Consider the following 14,397-nt stretch of genomic DNA (forward strand, 5'->3'; position numbering starts at 1 on the left):
AATGAAACACGCAATCAATACGGCGGTAGCGTGAAACCTAACAACATTAAAGAATACATGGGTCAAGATGACATCGATGGTGCGTTAGTTGGCGGAGCTTCACTTAAAGTTGAAGACTACGTACAATTGTTAGAAGGTGCAAAATAAGATGGCGAAACAACCTACTGCACTCATTATTTTAGATGGTTTTGCGAATAGAGAAAGCGAACATGGGAACGCCGTAAAACAAGCGCACAAACCTAACTTTGACAGATATTATAATGCCTTTCCTACAACTCAAATCGAAGCAAGTGGCTTAGATGTTGGGTTACCAGAAGGTCAAATGGGTAACTCAGAAGTAGGACACATGAACATTGGTGCAGGCCGCATCGTTTATCAAAGTTTGACACGTATCAATAAATCGATTGAAGACGGTGAGTTCTTCGATAATAGTGTGCTCAACCAGGAGATGGATCATGTGCTTGATCATGACTCAGCGCTTCACGTATTTGGCTTATTATCAGATGGTGGTGTTCACAGCCACTATAAACATCTTTTTGCAATTCTAAAATTAGCGAAACAACGTGGCGTATCTCAAGTTTATGTTCATGCGTTCCTAGATGGTCGTGACGTCGATCAAAAATCAGCACTCAAATATATCGAAGAAACAGAAGCACAATTCGAAGCACTCGGCATCGGACAATTCGCATCTGTCTCTGGTCGTTATTATGCGATGGACCGTGATAAACGTTGGGAACGTGAAGAACGCGCTTATAACGCCATTCGTAATTTCGACGGACCAGTATATGAATCTGCTAAAGCAGGTGTAGAAGCCAATTACGATAATGATTTAACAGATGAATTTGTCGAACCGTTCATCGTTGAAGGACAAAATAATGGCGTGAATGACGGAGATGCAGTCATTTTCTATAATTTCCGTCCAGACCGAGCTGCTCAACTATCAGAAATCTTTACAAATAAAGCATTTGATGGCTTTAACGTCGAACAAGTCAATGACCTATACTATGCGACATTTACAAAATACAACGATGATGTCGATGCAGCAATCGTATTTGAAAAAATTGATTTAGTGAATACTATTGGTGAAGTCGCACAGGACAACGGCTTAACACAATTGCGTATCGCAGAAACAGAGAAATATCCACACGTGACTTACTTTATGAGCGGTGGACGCAACGACACATTTGAAGGTGAACGTAGACGTTTGATCGATTCACCTAAAGTCGCTACGTATGATTTGAAACCTGAAATGAGTGCATATGAAGTTAAAGATGCACTATTAGAAGAATTAGACAAAGGTGATTTAGACCTTATTTTACTCAACTTCGCTAATCCTGATATGGTCGGCCACAGTGGTATGTTAGAACCGACAATTAAAGCGATTGAAGCGGTTGATGAATGCTTAGGTGAAGTCGTAGATAAAATCTTAGACATGGATGGCTATGCGATCATCACTGCAGACCACGGTAACTCTGACATGGTCTTAACCGATGATGATCAACCGATGACGACACATACAACAAATCCTGTCCCAGTGATCGTGACGAAAGATGGCGTCACATTGCGTGAAACAGGCCGCCTTGGCGATTTAGCACCAACATTATTAGACTTAATGCAAGTGCCACAACCAGAAGAAATGACAGGCGAATCACTCATCAATCACGAATAATCTCAATCAATTGTTTTGTATCTCAACATGAGCAAGCTATAATAAAATTGAAATAGCTGATTCAACTATTTATATAAGGAGAATGATATTATGCCAATTATTACAGACGTATATGCACGTGAAGTCCTTGATTCACGTGGTAACCCAACTGTTGAAGTTGAAGTATTAACAGAAAGCGGTGCATTTGGACGCGCACTCGTACCATCAGGTGCCTCTACAGGTGAACATGAAGCGGTTGAACTTCGCGATGGAAATAAAGATCGTTATCTTGGTAAAGGTGTGACTAAAGCCGTAGATAATGTGAACGAACTCATCGCTCCAGAAATTTTAGAAGGTGAATTCTCAGCATTAGATCAAGTTTCTCTTGATAAAATGATGATTCAATTAGACGGTACAACAAACAAAGGTAAACTCGGTGCGAACGCTATCCTTGGTGTTTCTATCGCTGTAGCACGTGCTGCTGCTGACTTCTTAGGCCAACCACTTTATAAATATTTCGGTGGTTTCAACGGTAAACAATTACCAGTACCTATGATGAATATCGTCAACGGTGGTTCTCACTCAGATGCGCCAATCGCATTCCAAGAATTCATGATCTTACCAACAGGTGCAGATACATTTAAAGAATCACTTCGTTGGGGTGCAGAAATCTTCCATAACTTAAAATCAATCCTTAAATCACGTGGTTTAGAAACTGCAGTCGGTGACGAAGGTGGTTTCGCGCCTAAATTTAAAGGTACAGAAGACGCTGTAGAAACAATCCTTGAAGCAATCAAAGCAACTGGACTTACTCCAGGTGAAGATGTGTTCTTAGGCTTTGACTGTGCATCATCAGAATTCTACGAAGATGGTGTTTATGACTACACTAAATTCGAAGGTGACCAAGGTGCAAAACGCAGCGCTGAAGAACAAGTGGATTATCTTGAAAAATTAGTGAACGACTACCCAATCATCACAATTGAAGATGGTATGGATGAAAATGACTGGGATGGTTGGAAATTATTAACTGACCGCATCGGTGACCGTGTTCAATTAGTAGGTGACGACTTATTCGTTACAAACACAGCTAAATTAGCTGAAGGTATCGAAAAAGGTATCGGTAACTCAATCCTTATCAAAGTAAACCAAATCGGTACATTAACTGAAACATTTGATGCGATTGAAATGGCTCAAAAAGCAGGTTACACAGCAGTTGTTTCACACCGTTCAGGTGAAACTGAAGATACAACCATCGCTGACATCGCTGTAGCGACAAATGCCGGTCAAATCAAAACAGGTTCTCTATCAAGAACTGACCGCATTGCGAAATACAACCAACTTCTACGCATTGAAGACGAATTATACGAAACAGCTAAATTCGACGGCATTAAATCATTCTATAATTTAGAAAAATAAACACTTTAATATAGTGTAAAGATTAATCATTTCAAGTCCCTGCTAGGATGCCTAGTAGGGACTTTTTGTGTTGGCGAACTGACCAGCTTGAGAGGCACGCTTGATGACCTCATTCATCACGTTGATTACCCGGGTAATAAGATTGTATTCAAAGCTGCCACATGCACGACTTTTTTAAAACGCTTACCATTCATCTTTAAATCATAAACTGTTATAATGATGAGAGTAGTTTACTGAAAGGAAGGCCTGTTGCACAAATGGAGAATAACGAAAAAACGAGAGAAGAAAAGACAGGTAATTTTATAGCGTATGCGTCGTTAATTATGGCGATATTAATGGCTATTCATCTCTTTGTCGTGTTAGATTATCAAGTCGTCAGACAAATGCTTTTAGATAGTAGCCAGAAACCCACAGACAATGCGATAGGTCAAATTATTAACAGCTTCCGCTTTACAGGTGTCATGTACACGATTGCGTATGCGACAGGTATACTCGCAATTTGGAGCAGACATATGTACTTGTGGTGGTTCCTCTTTGTCGTTTATACTACAAACGTATTAACAAATTTAGTCAATCTCAATATGATGTTAAGTGCAATCGCCACACAAAAAACATGGCTTGCGACAATGCCAATTATCATCGTGCTAACCGTTTCTATCATTTTAGCGATCTGGATGGTCGTTGTCTCAGTTAAACGTAAAAGCACATTTAATAGATAATTGATAATTGTCCATCGCATGTGATATAATGCAGGGCGTATATTATGAATGGAGGACAAAATGTATGCATACACTTTTTACAGTTTTACTAATCATAGATTGTATTGCATTAGTCACTGTTGTGTTACTCCAAGAAGGTAAAAGTAATGGACTATCTGGTGCGATAAGCGGTGGCGCCGAACAATTATTTGGTAAACAAAAACAACGCGGTATCGATTTGTTTTTGCATAGAGTTACAATTGTATTGTCCGTCATTTTCTTCTTGTTAATGATTGCGATTAGCTATTTCGGATTTTAGTCTCATAGCGCAATGATATGGACGTAGATAATAGAAAAGCACATATCCATGCGATCATTACATAGGATGTCACTGAGTGTGAAAGAGAAAATCAGCGATAATGTTGCAAGGCAGGACTTGGAAATCTCATGTTACACGTGTACAATGGATCAATCCGTTGTAGTCGGCTACTTGATCGTGAACGTTCAAGTTGGCAAAGATAGATTTCTGTCTTGCCTCTTTTTTTATTTCTTTAAATATAAATGATAAAATAATAGTAATCCATGTTAACCGAGATCACTTACGCCGTTTAGCGCAATAGGGTGGGATCAAGGGAAAGGAAGGGACGTATTGCCTATGAAATTACCTGAACCATTTTTCTTTGAAGAAGGACAACAAGCAGTCTTGCTGCTACATGGTTTTACTGGTAGCTCAGCCGATGTCAGACAGCTCGGCCGTTATTTACAAAAGCAAGGTTACACATGTTATGCACCCCAATATGAAGGACATGGCGCACCGCCAGAAGAGATCCTCCATTCAAGTCCACACGTCTGGTTTAAAGATATGTTAGATGCTTATGACTTTTTAGTCGATCAAGGTTACGACGATATCGTTGTAGCTGGGCTATCGCTCGGTGGTTGCTATGCCTTAAAATTAAGCTTAAACAGAAATGTAAAGGGTATTATAACAATGTGTGCGCCTATGTATATCAAGACAGAAGGTGCCATGTTTGAAGGCGTATTAGATTATGCCCGTAATTTCAAAAAGTACGAAGGGAAAGATCAAGCGACCATCGATCAAGAGATGGAAGCCTTTCATCCAACAGAAACACTTCGCGAATTACAAAGCCAAATTCAAGATGTGCGAGATCACATTGACGAAGTGATGGATCCGATCTTTGTCGTTCAAGCAGAACAAGATAAAATGATTAACACAGACTCAGCGAATATCATTTATGATGAAACGGACGCTGAAACGAAATCCATTAAATGGTATCATAACTCAGAGCACGTCATTACAATTGGCAAAGAAAAAGAACAATTATTTGAAGACATTGAACAATTCTTAAAATCTATTGATTGGGATATGTAAGCACATTAAAGTGCGAGAACCAAAATACACAACGAACACATTCATTATAGACCCAAGTCACAACACACACGCAATTAATGAGAAAGGAGGGGCATGATGAATTTAAAGCAATCCGTTGAAGAAATTATCAAACAACCTGACTATGAACCGATGTCTGTTTCAGACTTTCAGGATGCATTAGGTTTAGACAGTGCTGACTCATTTAGAGATTTAATAAAGGTATTGGTGGAACTCGAACAAAACGGTCTCATCGAACGGACGAAGAAAGATCGTTATCAACGTAAGGAAAAAAGTAAAGATAAAACACATCAATTGGTCAAAGGGAAACTCAGCCAGAATAAAAAAGGCTTCGCATTCTTAAGACCTGAAGAGGAAGATCGTGAAGATATCTTTATCCCACCAAACAAGATCAATCGTGCACTCGACGGCGATACGGTACTCGTTGAACTTCAACGCTATAAAGGTAAGATTGAAGGCGAGGTCAAACAAATTGAACAACATTCTGTGACACAAGTGGTCGGTACCTACAGTGAAGCAAGACATTTCGGCTTTGTCATTCCGGATGATAAACGGATTATGCAGGATATCTTTATTCCAAAAGGTCACCACTTAGGTGCAGTCGACGGCCACAAAGTGTTAGTACAAATTACGAAATATGCTGATGCGACCGATAATCCAGAAGGTCAGATTTCTGCAATCTTAGGCCATAAAAATGACCCAGGTGTCGATATTCTTTCTATCATTTACCAACATGGGATTGAAATTGAATTCCCAGATAATGTGTTAGAAGAAGCGGAAAATGTACCCGACGAAATTAAACCAGAAGAAATTAAAAATCGTCGTGATCTCCGTGATGAGTTAACGATTACGATTGATGGCGCAGATGCGAAAGACCTTGACGATGCGATCAGTGTTAAAGCGTTAAATAATGGCCATACGCAATTGACCGTCAGCATTGCGGACGTCAGCTATTATGTCACAGAAGGTTCAGCCCTTGATCAAGAAGCCTACGAACGTGGTACAAGTGTTTACCTCGTCGATCGCGTCATTCCAATGATTCCACACCGTTTAAGTAACGGTATTTGTTCATTAAATCCAAACGTGGATCGACTTACACTCAGCTGTCGCATGGAACTCGATCAAAAAGGTAATGTCGTGAAACATGAAATCTTTGATAGTGTCATCAATTCTAATTATCGAATGACTTACGATGCGGTAAATAAAATCATTACCGATCATGATGAAGCAACACGCCAACAATATGCAGAACTGACGCCGATGCTCGATTTAGCACAAGACTTATCTAATCGCTTAATTGATATGAGACGCCGTCGTGGTGAAATTGATTTCGATATCAGTGAAGCACAGGTCATTGTGGATGAAGATGGTATTCCGACTGATATTCAATTAAGAAATCGCGGTGAAGGGGAGCGCTTAATCGAATCCTTCATGTTGGCAGCGAACGAAACCGTTGCGGAACACTTTAACCGTATGGAAGTGCCATTCATTTACCGTATTCACGAACAACCGAAATCAGATCGTCTCACTCAGTTCTTCGAGTTTATTACTAACTTCGGTATTGTCGTACGTGGTACAGGTGAAAATATTCATCCATCAACACTGCAAAAAATTCGCCAAGAAGTAGAAGGTAAACCAGAACAAATGGTTATTTCTACGATGATGTTACGCTCTATGCAACAAGCGCGTTATGAAGATACCAACTTAGGCCACTTCGGTTTATCTGCAGAATATTATACGCATTTCACATCACCAATTAGACGTTATCCAGACTTAACGGTTCACCGTTTAATTCGAAAATATCTCATCGATAACTCTATGGATGGTAAAGAAAAACATGAATGGGAAGAAAAACTCCCAGAAATTGCAGAACATACCTCACAACGTGAACGCCGTGCCATAGATGCTGAACGCGACACAGACGAATTGAAAAAAGCTGAATACATGGTGCAACACATCGGCGAAGAATTCGAAGGTGTTATCAGTTCAGTCGCAAACTTCGGTATGTTTATCGAATTACCGAATACAATCGAAGGTATGGTCTCTGTAGCGAATATGACAGATGATTTCTATCACTTTGATGAACGTCACATGGCAATGATTGGTGAGCACAGTGCGAAAGTGTTCAAGATCGGTGACACAGTGAAAATTAAAGTAACCAACGTCGATGTCGATGAACGCATGATTGATTTCCAAATCGTAGGAATGCCGTTACCGAAAAATAATGGTAAGCAACGCCCAGCTCGTGAAAAAACAATCCAAGCGAAAACACGTGGTAAAGCTGGAAACGATAAACAAAATAAATCTAAAAATAAAAACAAGAAGAAACAACGTAAAGGTAAAAACCAACGCAAACGTGAAAAGAAAGGCAACAATCAACACAAACCATTCTATAAAGACAAAAACATCAAGAAAAAAGCACGGAGAAAGAAAAAATAATTCAACAAAGAGGTGACACGTAATGGCGAAGAAAAAGAAAAAATCACCGGGCACACTAGCTGAAAATCGTAAAGCGAGACATGATTATAATATTGAAGATACGATTGAAGCGGGTATTGTGCTTAAAGGTACAGAAATTAAATCCATTCGTCGTGGCAGTGCCAACTTAAAAGATAGCTACGCACAGGTGAAACGTGGTGAAATATATCTTCAAAATATGCATATCGCACCCTATGAAGAAGGCAATCAATTTAATCATGATCCACGTCGACCAAGAAAATTACTCTTGCATAAACGCGAGATCGCCAAATTAGGTAACCAAACGCGAGAAGTAGGTTACTCTATCGTACCGTTGAAGCTCTATTTGAAACACGGTCATTGTAAAGTGTTAATCGGTGTAGCACGAGGTAAGAAAAAATATGATAAACGTCAAGCACTGAAAGAAAAAGCAATGAAACGTGACGTAGATAGAGCGATGAAAGACCGTTATTAAGCGAAACCGTTGCTTAATATGAAAGATTTTGGTACGATAATATGTGCTTTCTGTTAAAAGGTTAAGAAGTTGTAAAATTTTCGTTAATCCCTTTCAGAAAGTACATGTCATTTTTTATAACGGGGGCGTTCTTGGATTCGACAGGGGTCCCCCGAGCTTATTAAGCGTGTCGGAGGGTTGACTCCGTATCAACACATTCAGTTAATAATAACTGGCAAATCAAACAATAATTTAGCAGTAGCTGCGTAATAGCACTCTGCATCGCCTAACAGCATCTCCTATGTGCTGTTAACGCGATTCAACCCTAAGTAGGATACGCTAGACACTGCCGCTTGAAGTCTGTCTAGAAGAGATTCAAACAAGCTAGCATGATGTTGGTCGTCTATCACCGTGCATCATGCGAAATTCCGAGATAGACTACACACGTAGAAAGATTTGTATCAGGACCTCTGGACGCGGGTTCGAATCCCGCCGTCTCCACTTTGATATTTTTTAATATAGCCTAAAACCTTGATATTACAGGGTTTTAGGCTTTTTGTTTTGTGACAAAACATAACAAAAATGAACTATTTTGGCACAAATCTGGCACAAAAAACACTCTTCATATAATAAAGGGGTGGATCTAACAGGTGTCAAAAAGTGTCGAGAAAACAATTCTCTGACTCGTTGACCTTGCTCTTTTTTTATGTTCATAAAGCAAATGCAAGTAAGGGTCGAGTATCTGATAAATTGTCGCATGTCCCAATAAATAAAAAGAGAACTTGGATTTGTATGAATGGCCTCAAATAAAAGAAAAATAGTAGCTCATCGAGTTACTTTATTATTAGAAAATGAAAACAGTGGTTATTGCTATCATTTACAGCAAATAACCACTGTTTTTTCTGAAGTAATAACGTTTTGTCCTAACATCAAATAATAGACTTTATATTTTTAATAAATAGATCAAACGAATCTTTCGTAATATTCATGCGTATTGAAAATCCTGAGTCAGTAGCTATATTCGTATGAATTAAACCGGAATCAAAATTTATATATAAAATCAAATCATTATTGTTTAACTGAATAACTGTTAACCAAAAATCTGGCTCAATAAAGAAGTAGTCAGGGGAGTCATTGGTAAAATTACTAATATTTAAGTTTAAAATATCATCTTCAAAGAGCATAATTTCTCTTTTGATACTAGAGTTTTCATAAGTAATAATCATATTGAAGTAGATATGTTTCATATCATCAATAGTTTTTGATTCTGTATGGTCTAGTGATAAAAGTATATTGTTTTCTTTAAAAGATACATCTTTTAATACTGTTGGATTTATAGACAATGATTAGAGCCCCTTTCTCCAGACTTTATTGGACTATTTTGTTTGTAAGTAGTAACAACTGTTATACAAGATTTGTCTAATACTAAAGTTGTTTTAGAATTTTTATCATACAGTATTTTAGCACCAGTTTCTTTATCAGTGTACTTTTGACCATATCTCATTGCATGAGCAAACTGTTGTTTTGTAATTACTCTTTGACCAGTTTGTTGTAAAGCATGCTTAGTAATTTTCTTAACAAGATGTTTACCCCCCTTGATTAATAACTAAGCTAGTTACAGCTGAGGCTAAATAAGGAATTAACGGAGTGATACGCAGAGTAATAACTCTCTCATCAATGTCATCGTTAATTATATTATGTAATTCAGCTAATTCTTTATCAGATAACTTCGGGTGTATTATTTAATGTATTTCATAGCCAAAGTATTGTCAGGATCTTTTTCGAGTACTTTATTTGCAACTAATTTAATATGCTCCTTAGAAATCATGTCAAAATCAGGTTCTCCCAGTATTTCTAAAAATTCATTTATCAACTTTTCATCTTCAAAATGTGAAAGCTCTAGTGACTGCCAATAGTGATAATATGCTAGGTCATAAGCATGTTCCAAATAATTAAAGTGAAAATGAAAAATACTTCCAGCCATTTCATGATATTCAATCGTATTGATTTGCAAGATTTGATAAATAAAATACTAAATTTTCATTAGCAATGTTATTAGACATAAAATAAGTTGAAACATTATCTAACTGATTAGTTTTTAGTATATCTTGTAATTCTTGTGGTAGTAGTTTTAGTAAAATGTTCATACTTGTCATTTGTTTAACCAATCCGTTCGTTTATTTAATAATTCTTATGAAAAAGATAATTAAAGGTATTTCGAGTAAAATTATCCTACATTTTTCTGTGATATTTGAAATAATTATTTCATATTCCTCTTTTACATGTTTCGTACTATGTAAAACAAAAAGTTTCATTTAAGCAATTATTCGTTGCAGTTAGCACAAAGTTTCAAGCAGTATAATAACGAATTATTTTAAAGTAAAATTTCAGTAAAAACATCTTATTGCTTTAAGGCTGTAGCGTGTTTATACTCTATTTAAATAATAGTAGAGTAGAGGTCATGAAATGCTATACGAAGAAGAACTTTATTATTTAAAGCAACTTATAGCCACTATTTATAGTAAAATGAAATGCTACCATGATGAATTTGTTTCTGCAACACAATTTCGTTATAACTTAAAAAAGACGTGCGTGTATGACGTTTTTGATTATACTAAAATGGAGATAGACGAGCGAGTTATACAAACGATATATTTGTTCCAGGATTTAGTGAAAAAAGATAAGATTGAAATTATACGTGAAGAATTATTTGAATTGGATATTAATAGAAGATTAAAGAACAGCTGATCAATCCATCTTAAATTGTTTAAATATTTAGTCAAAGAGGGCGGAGGTAAATATCCGATAAATAAGTGTTTAAACGACTTATTAGGTTATAGGTTTATTTTTCATAGTGATTTAACTCTCGATGACGTTTATAGGGAGATAGAGCACTATATAAATGAAAACTATAGTGATAATATGGTCAAAATCCAAAATGCTAGTAAATTAGATTATAAAGCTTTACACATATATTTTAAAATCAGCAATCAGTGTTTTCCTTGTGAATTACAAGTGTGGCTTCAAAAAGATCATAGTAATAATGTAAAGTCACATCGAATACAAAAACAAGCTTATTTAGATTGGAATATATACGAAAGAGATGTGCTAAATGCTAAGCGAGAAGGTGAATTTGATGTTTTATAAACACTATTTAATCTTTCTGGAAAACGAAAAAGTGGGTAGAAGACAGGCATTTCACAAATTGATACAACAAGAAAGTGATTTTGATAATATAAATAGTTATGGCTCCCAATTAGATCATTTAGGTCTTGAATATTATACACATATAATTAGTACTTCGTATCAATCAATATCAAGTATTGAAGATAAGGATAGTTTTTTTAGAGATATCGATTACTATGAAGATTTTGAAGAATTTTTAGAGGTTGCTAAAACTACACAAAGTCTATGTGCGATGGATGTGGCGAGATATATTTTAATGCTTCAGCCTACAACTCCATTAAAATTACAAAAATTGCTCTACATTGTTTACGAACGCTATATTTTACAATTTCAAACGCCATTATTTAATGAAGCGTTTTTAGCTTCTAACTACGGTCCAATCATCATTGAAGACTATGATGCATCTCAAAAAGAAAATCAATTACTTTCAGTAGAAGATGATCAATCCATTTTTAGTATGTCAGACAAAGCAACCTTGCCGATAAAATATAAAATTTCTCGTCTCAAAAATAGTGTTTATTTAAGAGAGTTAGTTCAAAGTGTCATAGCAGAATATAAGGACTATAGTGCAGAGGATATGTTAAACATCATTCAATCAAACGATACAGCTTAGTCTAGAGCACATGATTATGCACAAAATGAAACAATGTCTACAGAATTGATTAAAGAAGCTGAACCTGTAAAATACGCTATTAATTAAAAAAACGTGACAATATATTTTATAAAGTATGGTACAATTTTCATATTTCATGTATAAGCATCATAAGGAGTAGTATAGTTAATAATGAGGTGAACAATACAGTGAACAAAAAAATAGAATAATTTATAAAAATAAAGGCCCTTCACTGTAAAATATATGAAAGCAACAATAAATGTAAGAAAAACAACTAAAAAAGAGAAAGTGGAATTTTTAAGATCTTTATTCATCCTTATAACTGTCATTTTATTAATTAAATGGTTGAAATCGTGACAAATAAGTCATTTCGTATATGCTAAACACGTGTTAATTCGATGTTTTAAAAAATTAATTTCAAAAATAGTTTTACATTTACGACAAATGCGTGTATAGTGAGAGTTAAGTAATAAAAGAACGTGAAATTGATTGTGAGTTATTTGTTTAGAATATTCTCCTTTTAATGAAATGTATTTGTTACAAAAATTTCGTGCAAAAGCACATGGAGGTATTTTAGATGAATAGCGGTACAGTTAAATGGTTTAATGCAGAAAAAGGTTTTGGATTTATCGAAAGAGAAAATGCGAATGACGTATTCGTACACTTCTCAGCAATCCAAGGCGAAGGATACAAAACGTTAGAAGAAGGCCAAAATGTTGAATTCGACATCGTTGAAGGTGACCGTGGCGAACAAGCAGCTAACGTTGTTAAAATGTAATTAAACTTAAATTTAATAGATCGTAGCCCTTTATTAGGGCTGCCCTCAAACTGCCGATTGCGCGATGGACGTTATTGGCAGTTTTTTTGTGTCTTATAAATTTTATTCTGATAGGGGATTTAAAATTTCCATCTTTCTATACGTTTAAATTACCGTAATAAAAAATTCTGCCATGTTTGTACATGACAGAATGGGGTGGGGGCGACATAGTAGCACGCCCCTTATTATTCGGCTGTTTTCAACCCGCGGATTAAAGCTGCTGAGAAGTCTTCCATTGCTTCACTGTAATTGTCTGGATTCTCTCTTGAAGCGCGTGTGAGTTCATCGTCTTTAAAGAATTCTCTGCGCAAGCCTTCGGAGATTTCCAATTGCACACCGTTACTGCTTTCGTATTTATTAGTAATGTTCAGGTGAGATTCACCTTCTAAAGCTTTCGGCGCTTTTTTTACAGTGAAATTGGCGTTTTCTAATTCTTCTCTAATTGATTTCTTCAGTGTCGCGTCTTCACCGCCCATGTAGACGACGGATTCATCGCTATCCATGCCGTGTAAAGACACCACGACTTTGGAACGTTTAATCATACGGATTAAGCGTGGTTCGTTAAACTCTGTAGATGTGACGTGTAATCTTGAGTTATGCTCTTTTAATAAACCTCTAAAGGTATACATATTGTATTCGCCTTTGTCAGCGGTCACTTTCGCAAGTTCAGTTGTCCCGGGCTCAATGCCTCCACCATGAATCGCTGTGATGAGAATATCACTATCAGCGTTTTGATGATCAATCTGATAATCTTCACCTTCAGTATTATCTTTCTTCATTTCTTTGAAGTTCTCATAATAATCGGATGAAGTATGATTTTCATTCGAAAAAGGTTTTGCAAAATAAACATAAGCTGCTAGTGCGATGAGGCCAATGACGAGAATTATCGTTAATACAAAGAATATGTAAGAATAAATTTTTTCTCTTCTCATAATTACTCCAGAAATTATTTGATATATCACTATAATTATAGCAGAAAGAAGGTGCAAAACCATATGTATTTTTCATAAAGTTTTGAGCGGTTATATCAGTTTTCGGAGTAGAGAAACCATTTGTGAATTTATACACACCTGATCACAAATTATGTTAAAAATCTACTAAATACTAAGGAGAATAACAGACCTAACGCGCCAAATATGAGTAGCATGACCGTCACACCTAGTAGAGATTCTTTCGATTCTTGGCCGCGTTTTGTTAAATAGAGTGTCAGTGTGATCCCACCAATAATTAAAAAGATGATGGACACCCATAACACGACTGTGAAATGTTGACTCATGACGACACCTCCTAGATTGTACAACTTATCGTAGTTGATACTGCGGATAATGATTAATTCCAATCATACCACTCTTTCTTTACACATAACAGTACAGCGCAATCAAGACACTGACGATAAGATGAAGTTTAGTTTCAATCACTAGCGGCTATATAAGTCACAGGTAAAAAATTGTCACCGTCGATCTGACAACATTACGGGAGGTGAAATCAGTGAGAGAGGTAAACAAAGTCATCTACATCGTACTTGCTTTCCTACTTGGTGGATTCGGTATCCATAATTTTTACGCTGGTAAAATAGGACTTGGTATCTTATTCTTACTTTTCTTCTGGTTAGCAGGTATTACTCACATCATTGCAATCATTCAAGGTATCTTAGCGATATTTAAAAAATCAGATAAAAATGGGAATATACAAGTTTAATT

Annotated in this window: 16 protein-coding genes and 1 other RNA gene; 13 read left to right on the forward strand and 4 right to left on the reverse strand. The window is 36.4% G+C overall.

Annotation, left to right across the window (positions count from 1 at the left end):
• The 9 genes from APS80_RS00645 to ssrA form a co-directional block, all read left to right on the forward strand.
• The coding region (locus tag APS80_RS00645) for a triose-phosphate isomerase (protein WP_211259532.1) at positions 1 to 147 on the forward strand (147 nt) is incomplete at its 5' end.
• A gap of 1 nt (position 148) precedes the next feature.
• Complete coding sequence (gene gpmI, locus APS80_RS00650) at positions 149 to 1,669, forward strand: 2,3-bisphosphoglycerate-independent phosphoglycerate mutase (protein WP_059106356.1); 1,521 nt, start codon at positions 149 to 151, stop codon at positions 1,667 to 1,669.
• Between the two features lie 90 nt (positions 1,670 to 1,759).
• Positions 1,760 to 3,064, forward strand: coding sequence for a surface-displayed alpha-enolase (gene eno / locus APS80_RS00655; protein ID WP_059106357.1), 1,305 nt, complete (start codon positions 1,760 to 1,762; stop codon positions 3,062 to 3,064).
• A 257-nt stretch (positions 3,065 to 3,321) separates the two neighbouring features.
• A complete protein-coding gene (locus APS80_RS00660) occupies positions 3,322 to 3,783 on the forward strand; it encodes a hypothetical protein (RefSeq protein WP_059106358.1) in 462 nt (153 codons plus the stop codon).
• A 64-nt stretch (positions 3,784 to 3,847) separates the two neighbouring features.
• Positions 3,848 to 4,081, forward strand: a complete 234-nt coding sequence (gene secG / locus APS80_RS00665; RefSeq protein WP_059106359.1) for a preprotein translocase subunit SecG — start codon at positions 3,848 to 3,850, stop codon at positions 4,079 to 4,081.
• Between the two features lie 330 nt (positions 4,082 to 4,411).
• The gene (locus tag APS80_RS00670; RefSeq protein ID WP_059106360.1) at positions 4,412 to 5,152 is read left to right on the forward strand and encodes an alpha/beta hydrolase; all 741 of its coding nucleotides are present in this window, start codon (positions 4,412 to 4,414) and stop codon (positions 5,150 to 5,152) included.
• Between the two features lie 96 nt (positions 5,153 to 5,248).
• The gene (rnr, locus tag APS80_RS00675; protein WP_059106361.1) at positions 5,249 to 7,609 is read left to right on the forward strand and encodes a ribonuclease R; all 2,361 of its coding nucleotides are present in this window, start codon (positions 5,249 to 5,251) and stop codon (positions 7,607 to 7,609) included.
• A gap of 22 nt (positions 7,610 to 7,631) precedes the next feature.
• On the forward strand, positions 7,632 to 8,102 hold the full coding sequence (gene smpB / locus APS80_RS00680) for an SsrA-binding protein SmpB (RefSeq protein WP_059106362.1): 471 nt from the start codon (positions 7,632 to 7,634) through the stop codon (positions 8,100 to 8,102).
• 121 nt (positions 8,103 to 8,223) lie between these two features.
• Positions 8,224 to 8,585, forward strand: a transfer-messenger RNA (tmRNA) gene (gene ssrA / locus APS80_RS10500).
• A 425-nt stretch (positions 8,586 to 9,010) separates the two neighbouring features.
• Here the strand turns inward: ssrA and APS80_RS00685 are convergent.
• Both APS80_RS00685 and APS80_RS10955 read right to left on the reverse strand, forming a co-directional pair.
• Entirely contained in the window at positions 9,011 to 9,424 is a 414-nt protein-coding gene (locus tag APS80_RS00685; protein ID WP_059106363.1) for a hypothetical protein, read from the reverse strand.
• Positions 9,425 to 9,819: 395 nt separating this feature from the next.
• Positions 9,820 to 10,065 carry a hypothetical protein gene (locus tag APS80_RS10955; RefSeq protein ID WP_232234370.1) on the reverse strand — a complete coding sequence of 82 codons (246 nt, stop codon included), beginning with the start codon at positions 10,063 to 10,065 and terminating at the stop codon, positions 9,820 to 9,822.
• Between the two features lie 779 nt (positions 10,066 to 10,844).
• On the opposite strand from APS80_RS10955, the gene APS80_RS00700 reads away from it, so the two are divergent.
• The 3 genes from APS80_RS00700 to APS80_RS00710 all read left to right on the forward strand — a co-directional run bounded on the left by APS80_RS00700 (position 10,845) and on the right by APS80_RS00710 (position 12,658).
• Entirely contained in the window at positions 10,845 to 11,228 is a 384-nt protein-coding gene (locus APS80_RS00700; protein WP_059106365.1) for a hypothetical protein, read from the forward strand.
• Complete coding sequence (locus APS80_RS00705) at positions 11,218 to 11,880, forward strand: Panacea domain-containing protein (RefSeq protein ID WP_083498135.1); 663 nt, start codon at positions 11,218 to 11,220, stop codon at positions 11,878 to 11,880. Before APS80_RS00700 ends, APS80_RS00705 begins: the two co-directional genes overlap by 11 nt.
• Before the next feature lie 577 nt (positions 11,881 to 12,457).
• Positions 12,458 to 12,658: a cold-shock protein gene (locus APS80_RS00710; RefSeq protein WP_059106366.1), complete on the forward strand. Its 201-nt coding sequence runs from the start codon at positions 12,458 to 12,460 to the stop codon at positions 12,656 to 12,658.
• A 224-nt stretch (positions 12,659 to 12,882) separates the two neighbouring features.
• Here the strand turns inward: APS80_RS00710 and APS80_RS00715 are convergent, their stop codons facing one another.
• Both APS80_RS00715 and tsaT read right to left on the reverse strand, forming a co-directional pair.
• Positions 12,883 to 13,629 carry a poly-gamma-glutamate hydrolase family protein gene (locus APS80_RS00715; protein WP_059106367.1) on the reverse strand — a complete coding sequence of 249 codons (747 nt, stop codon included), beginning with the start codon at positions 13,627 to 13,629 and terminating at the stop codon, positions 12,883 to 12,885.
• A gap of 149 nt (positions 13,630 to 13,778) precedes the next feature.
• Positions 13,779 to 13,973, reverse strand: coding sequence for a type II toxin-antitoxin system toxin TsaT (gene tsaT / locus APS80_RS00720; RefSeq protein ID WP_059106368.1), 195 nt, complete (start codon positions 13,971 to 13,973; stop codon positions 13,779 to 13,781).
• Between the two features lie 212 nt (positions 13,974 to 14,185).
• Between tsaT and APS80_RS00725 the strand changes: the two genes are divergently transcribed.
• Positions 14,186 to 14,395 (forward strand): TM2 domain-containing protein, encoded by a 210-nt coding sequence (locus tag APS80_RS00725; RefSeq protein ID WP_059106369.1) that lies wholly within the window; start codon positions 14,186 to 14,188, stop codon positions 14,393 to 14,395.
• Positions 14,396 to 14,397: the final 2 nt, after the last annotated feature.

This window comes from Staphylococcus auricularis, assembly GCF_001500315.1.
In the GTDB taxonomy this organism is placed as follows: Bacteria; Bacillota; Bacilli; order Staphylococcales; family Staphylococcaceae; genus Staphylococcus; species Staphylococcus auricularis.

What these genes read in the sequence shown, in the direction of transcription:
- APS80_RS10955 (WP_232234370.1), bottom strand. Translation starts at nt 10,065, where the DNA reads ATGGCTGGAAGTATTTTTCATTTTCACTTTAATTATTTGGAACATGCT.
- APS80_RS00715 (WP_059106367.1), bottom strand. Translation starts at nt 13,629, where the DNA reads ATGAGAAGAGAAAAAATTTATTCTTACATATTCTTTGTATTAACGATA.
- secG (WP_059106359.1), top strand. Translation starts at nt 3,848, where the DNA reads ATGCATACACTTTTTACAGTTTTACTAATCATAGATTGTATTGCATTA.
- tsaT (WP_059106368.1), bottom strand. Translation starts at nt 13,973, where the DNA reads ATGAGTCAACATTTCACAGTCGTGTTATGGGTGTCCATCATCTTTTTA.
- smpB (WP_059106362.1), top strand. Translation starts at nt 7,632, where the DNA reads ATGGCGAAGAAAAAGAAAAAATCACCGGGCACACTAGCTGAAAATCGT.
- rnr (WP_059106361.1), top strand. Translation starts at nt 5,249, where the DNA reads ATGAATTTAAAGCAATCCGTTGAAGAAATTATCAAACAACCTGACTAT.
- APS80_RS00705 (WP_083498135.1), top strand. Translation starts at nt 11,218, where the DNA reads ATGTTTTATAAACACTATTTAATCTTTCTGGAAAACGAAAAAGTGGGT.
- APS80_RS00660 (WP_059106358.1), top strand. Translation starts at nt 3,322, where the DNA reads ATGGAGAATAACGAAAAAACGAGAGAAGAAAAGACAGGTAATTTTATA.
- eno (WP_059106357.1), top strand. Translation starts at nt 1,760, where the DNA reads ATGCCAATTATTACAGACGTATATGCACGTGAAGTCCTTGATTCACGT.
- gpmI (WP_059106356.1), top strand. Translation starts at nt 149, where the DNA reads ATGGCGAAACAACCTACTGCACTCATTATTTTAGATGGTTTTGCGAAT.
- APS80_RS00710 (WP_059106366.1), top strand. Translation starts at nt 12,458, where the DNA reads ATGAATAGCGGTACAGTTAAATGGTTTAATGCAGAAAAAGGTTTTGGA.